Origin of the sequence: Pigmentiphaga sp. NML080357 (assembly GCF_002188465.1) — a bacterium.
Classification (GTDB): domain Bacteria; phylum Pseudomonadota; class Gammaproteobacteria; order Burkholderiales; family Burkholderiaceae_B; genus Pigmentiphaga.
In genome coordinates this window covers 81,436-90,983 of record NZ_NINW01000050.1, presented here as the reverse complement: position 1 = coordinate 90,983, position 9,548 = coordinate 81,436, and the positions used below count along the sequence as shown (strand labels likewise).

The following is a 9,548-nucleotide window of genomic DNA, read 5'->3' as shown; positions in this document are numbered from 1 at the left end:
TGCCGCCGCCCAGCACGCGGTCGAACTCGTCGATACCCGTGGGGAACCGCGGCATCTCGCGCGCCTCGATGTCGGCCAGCTTGCGCACCGGGGCGCTCGCCGCCAGCGGCGCATAGCGATGCCCGGCCGCGGCGCCGGCGCTGGCCGCCGCCACGGTTTCTTCCAGCGTGTTCCAGCCGCCGCAATGCGGGCACTTGCCCTGCCATTTGGGCGACGTGCCGCCGCATTCGGCGCATACGTAGACGGTCTTGGCCTTGGCCATGGTCATTCCTCGAAATGCACGGGTACGCGCGGTGCCAGCGCACACAACAATTCGTAGCCTATGGTGCCCGCGGCGGTGGCGACTTCGTCCACCGACAGGCCTTCGTCGCCCCACAAGGTGACGGGCGCGCCGGCCTGCGCCTGAGGCACGGGCGTGAGGTCCACGGCAAGCATGTCCATCGAGACCCGGCCCAGCAGGCGAGTCCGTACGCCCGCCACGACGACGGGCGTGCCGGTGGGCGCATGGCGCGGGTAGCCGTCGGCGTAGCCGCATGCCACCACCCCGATGCGCATCGGCCCTTCGGCACGGTACACGCCGCCGTAGCCTACCGCATCGCCCGGCCGCAGCGTTTGCGTGCCGATGAGGCGGGACTTGAGCGCCATCGCCGGGGCCAGCCCCAGCGCCTCGGCGCTTTCGTCGGCGAACGGGCTGGCGCCGTACAGCGCGATGCCGGGGCGCGCCCAATCGCCGGCCACTTCCGGATAGCGCAGGCTGGCCGCCGAATTGCACAGGCTCGACGGTCCGGGCAGCCCGGCCGTGGCCCGCCGGAACACTTCCAGCTGCGCCGAGATCCCCTCTCCCGTGTCGGCGGTGGAAAAGTGGGTCATGTGGCCCACCTCCCGCAGCGTGCCCGCGGCCTGCAGCGCCACCAGCCTGGCATGGGCGCCGGCATAGGCGTCGGGCGTGAAGCCCAGGCGATTCATGCCGCTGTTGAGCTTGAGGAACACGTCCACGGGGCGCGCCAGCCTGGCGTGCCCGAGCAGGGCCAGCTGGTCCGGATGGTGCACGGAGATGGTCAGTCCGTACCGGCCGACCACGTCGAGGTCGGCGGCCTCGAAGATCCCTTCGAGCAGCAAGATCGGCCCCTGCCAGCCCGCCTCGCGGCAGCGCACCGCCTCGGAAAGATCCAGCATCGCCAGGCCGTCGGCCTTGCCGAAACCCGCCACCGCGCGTTCGATGCCATGGCCGTAGGCATTGGCCTTGATGACGGCCCAGACCCTGGCGGGCTTGCCGGCAGGCCGCGCGGCGTCCAGCCGGCGGCGGACGACATCGAGATTGTGGGAAAGCGCGGGGCGTGAAATACGGGCGAAGATGGGACGGGGCATGGTGCGGGACAAGGCCGGCGGGCGGCGCCGGAATGGCAAAAGGGAAGTGTAGCCCCGGCGCGCGAGAAGCGCAGGATACGATGGGCCATGCCGCGCCCGCGGCGAACCGGTATCATCGGCGCCGGATTCCCCTGGTCTTGCCATGTCTGCCGGTCACTACGAGAACTTTCCCGTCGCTTCGCTGTTGCTGCCGCCGCATTTGCGGACCGCGGTGCTCGACATCTACCGCTACGCCCGCGCGGCGGACGACATTGCCGACGAAGGCGATGCGCCGGACGGGGAACGGCTGGCCGCGCTATCCCGCTTCGAAGCGGAGCTGGACCGGATCGAGCATGCCTCGGCCGCGCCCGCGGCGGACCTGGCGCCGATCTTCGTTCCCCTGGCCTCCACCATCGCCCGCCATCGCCTGCCGCTCGATCCCTTTCGCCGGCTGCTATCGGCCTTCTCGCAGGACGTCGTGGTCAAGCGCCATGCCGATTTCGCGGCCCTGCGAGACTATTGCCATCGTTCCGCCGACCCGGTGGGCGAATTGATGCTGCACTTGTACGATGCGGCGACCCCGGGCAACCTGGCCTGGTCGGACGACATCTGCACCGGCCTGCAATTGACCAACTTCTGGCAGGACGTCGCCGTGGACTGGAGCAAGGGCCGGGTCTATATTCCGCAGGAGGACCTCGCGCGCCATGGCGTGGCCGAGGCCGATATCGCCGAGGGCCGGTGCTCGCCGGCCTGGCGCGCGCTCATGGCTTTCGAGGTCGGGCGCGCCCGCGCGCTGTTACACTCCGGAGCGCCGCTGGCGCGGGCCTTGCCCGGGCGCATGGGCTGGGAGCTGCGCCTGGTCGTGCAAGGCGGACTGCGCATCCTGGAACGCATCGAGGCCTGCGGCTACGACGTGTTCCGGGCCCGGCCGGTACTGAAGAAAACCGAGTGGCTGAGACTTGGCTGGCGCGCCCTGCGCATGCCGCGCGCTTTGCCCGCATCCCGATCCCATCATGACCCCTGACCAGTACTGCCAGGAGAAAGCCGCGCAGAGCGGCTCGAGCTTCTACTACAGTTTCCTGTTCCTGCCGCCCGAGCGCCGGCGCGCCATCACCGCACTATATGCCCTGTGCCGGCAGCTGGACGACACGGTGGACGAGGCCAGCGAGGCCTCGGTCGCGCGGCTGAAACTGGCCTGGTGGCGAACCGAAATCGACAGGCTGTTCGATGGCAAGCCCGAGCATCCCGTCACCCAGGCCCTCGCGCCGCACCTGCTTGCCTGCGGCATTACACAGGACCGGCTGCAGGCCATCGTGGACGGCATGGAAATGGACCTGGACCAGACGCGCTATCTCGACTTCCCCGCCTTGCAGCGCTATTGCCGGCTGGCGGCGGGAGTCGTGGGCGAACTGTCCGCGGGCATATTCGGCTATGCCGACGCGCAGACCCTGGCCTATGCCGACCGCCTGGGACTGGCCTTCCAGCTCACCAACATCATCCGCGACGTCGGCGACGACGCCCGCAAGGGCCGCATCTATCTGCCGGTCAACGAACTGCAGCAATTCGACGTCAAGGCCGCCGACATCCTGAACGGCCGCTATTCCGACAAGTTCTCGGCGCTGATGCGCTTCCAGTGCGAGCGCGCCCGGCGGACCTACCGCGAGGCGCTCGCGCTGCTGCCGCCCGAAGACAGGCGCCCGCAGCGGCCGGGCCTGATGATGGCGGCCATCTACTATGTGTTGCTGGACGAGATCGAACGGTCCGGCTACCAGGTGCTGCACCAGCGCATTTCACTCACGCCGGTACGCAAACTGTGGCTGGCATGGAAGACGTACGTGACCGGCGGCCGCGCCTTGTGGCGCCAGGTCGGCACGTGAACGGCGCGCCGCGCGCGGCAGTCGTCGGCGCCGGCTGGGCCGGGCTGGCCGCGGCGCAAGAATTGTCCCGGCGCGGCGTTGCCGTGACGGTCTACGAAGCTTCGCGGGAGGTCGGCGGGCGGGCGCGTGCGGTGCCCCCCCGGCCGGGCGATGCCTCCTTTTCCCATCCGCTGGACAACGGCCAGCACCTGATGCTGGGCGCCTATGAGCAGACCCTCGCGCTGATGCGCCGGCTGGGCATTGACCCCGATGCGCGCCTGCTCCGCGCGCCGTTGCGGCTGGCGGCGGCCGACGGCAGTTTCGACCTGCGCGCCCCGCGCCTGCCCGCCCCGCTGCATGCGGCGGGCGCGCTCTTGGGAGCCCGCGGCATGACCGCCGCCGGACGCTGGGCGGCGCTGCGATTCGTGACTGGCCTCAAGCGCCGGCAATGGCGTACGCCCGAAGGCGGGACCGTGGCCGCGCTCCTGGCCGCCGGCGGCCAGGCGCCCGAAGTCGTCTCCCGCCTGTGGCGGCCGCTTTGCCTGGCCGCCCTCAACACGCCGCCGGAGCAAGCCTGCGCCCAGCTCTTCGCCAGCGTGCTGCGCGACAGCCTGGATGCGCCGCGCCGCCATAGCGACCTGCTGTTGCCGCGCTGCGACCTGTCGTCGCTATGGCCACGCGCGGCGGCCACCCGGCACGCCATGCGCTACGGACACGCCGTACGACGGCTCGCCATCGATGACCGCGCCGCGACCGTGGACGGCGAACGCTACGACGCCGTCGCCCTGGCCACGCCGCCGGCCGTCACGGCGCGGCTGCTGCCGCCCCACCCCGGTATGCAAGCGGCACAGCGCGCGATGCGGGCCTTCCGCTACCTGCCCATCGCCACGCTGACAGTGCGGCTGGACGCGCCTTTCCGCCTGGCGTTCCCCATGCTCATGCTGACCGAGGACGCGGCGCGGGGCCACCTTGGCCAATGGGTATTCGATCGCGGCAGCCTGCTCGGGCAGGACCCGCGCTACGGGGAACTGGCCGTCGTCGTCAGCGCTGCGACGGCGTTCGAAGGACGGGACCGCGCCGTCTGCGCGGCGGCCCTGATCGAGCAATTGCGCGAACAACTGGCCGGCCTGCCCCAGGTAGCGGCGTGGGAATTGCTGGTCGACAAGCGCGCCACCTTTGCCGCCGAGCCGGGCCTCGAGCGGCCCGACAACGCCACGGCGTGGCCGCGGCTCGCGCTATGCGGGGATTGGACCGATACCGGCTATCCGGGCACCCTGGAGGGCGCGGTGCGCAGCGGCATACGGGCTGCCGGCATTCTGGCCGATACGCTGGCCATGCCGCCGGCGGCGGGCTGAATTTTTCAGCCCCGCTCCCAGCGCCGGACGGCCTCGTCATCGGAATCGCGCGCCTCGACCCAGCGTTCGCCCCGGCCGGTGGCTTCCTTCTTCCAGAACGGCGCCTGCGTCTTCAGGTAGTCCATGATGAATTCGCAGGCGGCGAAACACTCTCCCCGGTGCCGCCCCGCGACGCCGACGAAGACGATCTGGTCGAGCGCCCGCAGCGTGCCGACGCGATGGATGACGCGCACCGCATTCAGCGACCAGCGCGCACGGGCCTGGCCGACGATGTCTGCCAGCGCCTTCTCGGTCATGCCCGGATAGTGTTCCAGCGTCAACGACGAGACGCTGTCGCCTTCGTTGATGTCGCGCACGGTGCCGACGAAGGTGACGATGGCGCCGACCGACGGATCGCGGCGCAGAGCCGCGATCTCCGCGCCGGCATCGAAATCGGAAGTCTGTACGCTGACCGACATTGCCGCCCCGCTAGCCGCCGGTGACCGGCGGGAAAAACGCCACTTCGTCGCCGGTCTGCAGGGGCTCGCCGGCCGGCACCATGGCGTGGTTGCGCGCTGCACGCACCGCGCGCTCCGGCGCCAGCGCCGTGGCCCACGCGCCCCCGCGCTGGGCGAGCCACTGGCGCAGTTCGCCCACCGTCCGCACGGTCTCGGGCAGTTCGGCCGTTTCCTTTTCCCGGCCCAGGGTTTCACGCAGCGAAGCGAAGAACAGGATGTCGACTTTCATGGCTCAGCCCAGCAGATCCGCATAGCTGATGAATTGAACCATATCGCCGCGCCGGATCGTCTGTCCACTCGGGTTGTCGATCACCCCATCGCCCCACACCGTGGAGGTCAGGACCGCCGACAATTGATTGGGGAACAGGTCGAGCCCGCCCTGTTCATTGCGGCGGACCCGCAGGAACTCACGCCGCCGGTCGGCCTTGGGCCAGTCGAAATCGGCGCGCATCGCGGTGCGCACCGGCGCCGTCACGCGCGCGCCGGCAAGCTTGAGCAGCAGCGGCTTGACCAGCAGGCCGAAGGTCAGGAAGCTCGACACGGGATTGCCGGGCAAACCGATGAAGACCGCCTCGGAGCTGTCCTCCCGGCGCAGGCGGCCGAAGGCCAGCGGCTTGCCGGGCTTGATGGAAAGGCTCCACATGTCGAGCCGGCCCAGCGACTCGACCGCGGGCTTGACATGATCCTCCTCGCCCACCGACACACCGCCCGTGGTGATGATCAGATCATTGTCCCGCGCGGCGCGGCGCAAGGCCTCCCGCGTTGCCTCGAAACTGTCCTGCACGGCCCCGAGATCGGCATGCTCGACGGGAAGGGCCGCCAGCATCCCCTGCAACAGGTAACGGTTGGAGTTGAAGATCTTGCCCGGAGACAGCGGCTCGCCGGGCGCGACCAGTTCGTCGCCGGTGGACAGGGTGGCCACCCGCAAGCGCGGCCGCACGGTCAGGTTCGGGATCCCCACCGATGCCGCCAGGCCGACGTCCTGCGCCCGCAGACGCGCGCCGGCCTGCAGGATGCGGCTGCCGGCCTCGATGTCGCAGCCCCTGGCGCGTATCCAGGCTCCCGCCTCGACGGGCTTGGCGAACGCCACGCGATCGTCCCGGACCTCGGCCTCTTCCTGCATGACCACGGCGTCGGCGCCGGCCGGTATCTCGGCCCCGGTGAAGATGCGCGCGGCCGTGCCGGCGGCCAGCGGCTGCGGCACCGTCCCCGCCGGAATGCGCTGCGAAACGGGCACGCCCGCCGCGAACAGCGCCGCATCGGCCGTACGGACCGCGTAGCCGTCCATGGCCGAGTTGTCGGCGCCGGGCACGTTGATGGAGGCGGTCACGTCGGCGGCCAGGATACGGCCAGCGGCACGCGCCAGCTCGATCTGCTCGGCGGGCCGGTCCACCGGTTCGACCGCCAGCAGGATCTCGAGCGCCTCGTCCAGGGAAAGCAAGTTCGAACCAGGCTTCACAATCGACTCCTTCGCGGCGCCGCCCAGCGGCGCGCCGCACATTCGCCACGACGCCGTCAGACGGCGCCGGCGGCAATCAGGTCCTTGATGGTCTGCACGTCGGCGTCGACCGTCTGTACGCGCTGCGGCAGTTGTTCGATGTTCTCGAAGCCGGCGGGGCGCGGCGCGGGCCGGCCCAGCGCCTCCTCGATGGTGGCCGAGAACTTGACCGGCAGCGCGGTTTCCAGCACCAGCATGGGCACGCCGGGCTCGACGAAAGGCAGCGCCACCTTGACGCCGTCCGCGGTGTGCGGGTCGATGACCACGCCCGTTTCCGTGTGCACCCGGCGGATGGTATCCAGCCGGTCGGCGTGCGTACTGGTCCCCGAGACGAAGCCGTACTGCGCGAACTGCGGCTTGTGCGCCGACAGGTCGAACGAACCCGTGGCCGCCAGTTCGTCCCACAGGGCCTTCAGGCGCGCGGGATCGCGGCCCAGCAGGTCGTAGACGAAGCGCTCGAAGTTGGACGCCTTCGAGATGTCCATCGAAGGGCTGGAGGTTTCGTACGTTTCGCTCGAGGCGCGCGGACGGTAGATCCCGGTGCGGAAGAACTCCTCCAGCACGTTGTTCTCGTTGGTGGCCAGCACCAGGCGCCGGATCGGCAGGCCCATGCTGCGCGCCACGTGGCCCGCCAGGATGTTGCCGAAATTGCCCGACGGCACGGCGAAGGACACCTGGGCCATGGGATCGCCGGCGCCCTCGGTGGCGATGCGCCAGCCGTGGAAGTAATACACCACCTGCGCCGCGATGCGCGCCCAGTTGATGGAATTGACCGCCCCGATGCGGTGCGTGGTCTTGAAGGCGAGATCGCCGCTGACCGCCTTGACGATGTCCTGGCAGTCATCGAACACGCCGCGCACGGCGATGTTGTGGATGTTGGCGTCCTGCAGCGAATACATCTGCGCGCGCTGGAACGCGCTCATGCGGCCGGCCGGCGACAGCATGAATACCGCCACGCCCTTCTTGCCGCGCATCGCGTACTCGGCCGCCGAACCGGTGTCGCCCGACGTGGCGCCAAGGATGTTCAGCGTCGTGCCGCGCCGCGCCAGCACGTACTCGAACAGGTTGCCGAGGAATTGCATGGCCATGTCCTTGAAGGCCAGCGTCGGGCCTTCCGACAGGCCCAGCAACGCGATGCCTTGCTTGAGCGGCTTGAGCGGAACGATGACGTCGCCGCCGAACACCTCGGGCCGGTAGGTCGCCCGCGTGAGCGCGCGCAGGTCATCTTCCGGGATGTCGGTGATGAACAGCTTGAGCACTTCGTAGGCCAGGTCGGCATACGACAGGGAGCGCCAGGCCTGGAGCTGCTCGGGCGTGACCCGGGGAACGGCCTCCGGCACGGCCAGGCCACCGTCCGGAGCCAGCCCTTCCAGCAGGACATCGGTAAACGGTTGCGGCGCCATGCCGCCGCGGGTAGAAAGGTATCTCATGTCAGTTTTCCATGATGCTGCACGCTGACCACAGCGCCGCCGCATTGCATCCCCGGGATGCCACTCGATCCAGGGCACAGCGGATCCGGCTCCGCCGGTCCGTAAGTAGAGCCCCAGTGGGGCAAGCGCGTAGGGGCGATTCCTACTCCAGGTTTTCAATCCGCAGCCGCGTCACCTCGGACAGCACGGTCGGCAACGCCTCGATGTGGGCGATGGCAACGTTGACGTTGCGCTCCAGCGCCTCGTGGGTCAGGAAGATGATGTCGGCCTGCGTCGCATCGGCGCGCGGCTTCTGGATCATCGATACGATGGAGATCGACGCGTCGGCCAGGATGCGCGTGATGTCGGCCAGCACGCCGGGCTGGTCGGTCACCGCCAGCCGCAGGTAGTACGAGGTGGTGATCTCCTCGATCGACAGCATGGGCCGGTCGGTGATGGCGTCGGGCTGGAACGCGAGGTGCGGCACGCGGTGCTCCGGATCGGCCGTATGCAGCCGCGTCACGTCCACCAGGTCGGCTACGACGGCCGAGGCCGTCGGCTCTTCGCCGGCGCCCTGGCCATAGTAGAGCGTGGCCCCCACGGCATCGCCCTTGACCATGACCGCGTTCATCGCGCCCTCGACATTGGCCATGACCCGCTTGGCATCGACCAGGGTCGGATGCACGCGCAGTTCGATGCCCTCGGGGCGCGCCTTGGTAATGCCCAGCAGCTTGATCCGGTAGCCCAGTTCCTCGGCGTAGCGGATGTCTTCCTGCGCCAGCTGGGAAATGCCCTCGATATGGGCTTTGTCGAAGCGGACGGGCACGCCGAAGGCGATCGACGAGAGCAGCGTGAGCTTGTGAGCGGCGTCCACGCCCTCGATGTCGAAGGTGGGATCCGCCTCGGCATAGCCCAGGCGCTGCGCCTCGGCCAGCACTTCGGAGAACGGCAGGCCGCGCGCCCGCATCTCGGTCAGGATGAAGTTGGTGGTGCCGTTGATGATGCCCGCCACCCATTCGATCTGGTTGGCCGAGAGGCCTTCGCGGATCGCCTTGATGATGGGTATGCCGCCGGCGACGGCGGCCTCGAAGGCGACCATCACGCCTTTCTCGCCGGCGCGGGCGAAGATTTCGTTGCCGTGCTTGGCGAGCAAGGCCTTGTTGGCGGTGACGACGTGCTTGCCGTGGGCAATGGCTTCCAGGACGAGTTCGCGCGCCAGGGTGTCGCCGCCTATGAGTTCCACGACGATGTCGATGTCGGGGTCGCGGACGATCTGGAAGGGGTCGGCGACGACTTCGGCGGTTTCGCCGACGCGGGATTTGGCTTTGGCGAGGTCGCGGGCGGAGACTTTGGTGGCGACGATGTGGCGGCCGGCGCGGCGGGCGATTTCTTCAGCGTTGCGGGCGAGGACTTTGAAGGTGCCGCCGCCTACGACGCCAAGGCCCAGGAGGCCTACTCGGATGGGTTCCATTGTGTTTCCGGGCAATACGGGTTCTTCGAAAAATGGGTTGGTCGTTCTGGTTCGTTTCGATGCAGTCAGGTGGATTGCATCGAATGGGTTCTTAACACGCTCGTGCCGATTGGGC

The 9,548-nt window shown here is 69.2% G+C and carries 9 protein-coding genes and 1 pseudogene; 3 read left to right on the top strand and 7 right to left on the bottom strand.

Features of this window, described 5'->3' with window-relative positions:
- Positions 1-262: pseudogene (locus CDO44_RS26150) on the bottom strand (DNA repair protein RadA); the annotation flags it as partial.
- A 2-nt stretch (positions 263-264) separates the two neighbouring features.
- Entirely contained in the window at positions 265-1,368 is a 1,104-nt protein-coding gene (gene alr / locus CDO44_RS26145; protein WP_087783207.1) for an alanine racemase, read from the bottom strand.
- A 142-nt stretch (positions 1,369-1,510) separates the two neighbouring features.
- Here alr and hpnC point away from each other — a divergent pair, with 142 nt between their 5' ends.
- From hpnC to hpnE, 3 genes are read left to right on the top strand one after another with little or no spacing between them, the layout of a single operon-like run.
- Entirely contained in the window at positions 1,511-2,371 is an 861-nt protein-coding gene (hpnC, locus tag CDO44_RS26140) for a squalene synthase HpnC (RefSeq protein ID WP_087783206.1), read from the top strand.
- Positions 2,361-3,224, top strand: coding sequence for a presqualene diphosphate synthase HpnD (gene hpnD / locus CDO44_RS26135; protein ID WP_087783205.1), 864 nt, complete (start codon positions 2,361-2,363; stop codon positions 3,222-3,224). The genes hpnC and hpnD overlap by 11 nt, the downstream gene beginning before the upstream one ends.
- Positions 3,170-4,558 (top strand): hydroxysqualene dehydroxylase HpnE, encoded by a 1,389-nt coding sequence (hpnE, locus tag CDO44_RS26130; RefSeq protein WP_087783204.1) that lies wholly within the window; start codon positions 3,170-3,172, stop codon positions 4,556-4,558. The genes hpnD and hpnE overlap by 55 nt, the downstream gene beginning before the upstream one ends.
- A 5-nt stretch (positions 4,559-4,563) precedes the next feature.
- Here hpnE and moaE read toward each other — a convergent pair whose 3' ends face one another.
- The 5 genes from moaE to CDO44_RS26105 all read right to left on the bottom strand — a co-directional run bounded on the left by moaE (position 4,564) and on the right by CDO44_RS26105 (position 9,433).
- Positions 4,564-5,016, bottom strand: coding sequence for a molybdopterin synthase catalytic subunit MoaE (moaE, locus tag CDO44_RS26125; RefSeq protein WP_087783203.1), 453 nt, complete (start codon positions 5,014-5,016; stop codon positions 4,564-4,566).
- A 10-nt stretch (positions 5,017-5,026) separates the two neighbouring features.
- On the bottom strand, positions 5,027-5,284 hold the full coding sequence (gene moaD / locus CDO44_RS26120) for a molybdopterin converting factor subunit 1 (protein ID WP_087783202.1): 258 nt from the start codon (positions 5,282-5,284) through the stop codon (positions 5,027-5,029).
- Between the two features lie 3 nt (positions 5,285-5,287).
- Positions 5,288-6,517 carry a gephyrin-like molybdotransferase Glp gene (gene glp / locus CDO44_RS26115; protein WP_087783215.1) on the bottom strand — a complete coding sequence of 410 codons (1,230 nt, stop codon included), beginning with the start codon at positions 6,515-6,517 and terminating at the stop codon, positions 5,288-5,290.
- A 53-nt stretch (positions 6,518-6,570) separates the two neighbouring features.
- Positions 6,571-7,983, bottom strand: coding sequence for a threonine synthase (thrC, locus tag CDO44_RS26110; protein WP_087783201.1), 1,413 nt, complete (start codon positions 7,981-7,983; stop codon positions 6,571-6,573).
- A 142-nt stretch (positions 7,984-8,125) separates the two neighbouring features.
- Entirely contained in the window at positions 8,126-9,433 is a 1,308-nt protein-coding gene (locus CDO44_RS26105; RefSeq protein WP_087783200.1) for a homoserine dehydrogenase, read from the bottom strand.
- Positions 9,434-9,548: the final 115 nt, after the last annotated feature.

Bases quoted from the DNA above. Each gene is read 5' to 3' on its own strand.
- thrC (WP_087783201.1), bottom strand. From the start codon at position 7,983: ATGAGATACCTTTCTACCCGCGGCGGCATGGCGCCGCAACCGTTTACC.
- moaE (WP_087783203.1), bottom strand. From the start codon at position 5,016: ATGTCGGTCAGCGTACAGACTTCCGATTTCGATGCCGGCGCGGAGATC.
- moaD (WP_087783202.1), bottom strand. From the start codon at position 5,284: ATGAAAGTCGACATCCTGTTCTTCGCTTCGCTGCGTGAAACCCTGGGC.
- hpnC (WP_087783206.1), top strand. From the start codon at position 1,511: ATGTCTGCCGGTCACTACGAGAACTTTCCCGTCGCTTCGCTGTTGCTG.
- hpnD (WP_087783205.1), top strand. From the start codon at position 2,361: ATGACCCCTGACCAGTACTGCCAGGAGAAAGCCGCGCAGAGCGGCTCG.
- CDO44_RS26105 (WP_087783200.1), bottom strand. From the start codon at position 9,433: ATGGAACCCATCCGAGTAGGCCTCCTGGGCCTTGGCGTCGTAGGCGGC.
- hpnE (WP_087783204.1), top strand. From the start codon at position 3,170: ATGGAAGACGTACGTGACCGGCGGCCGCGCCTTGTGGCGCCAGGTCGG.
- alr (WP_087783207.1), bottom strand. From the start codon at position 1,368: ATGCCCCGTCCCATCTTCGCCCGTATTTCACGCCCCGCGCTTTCCCAC.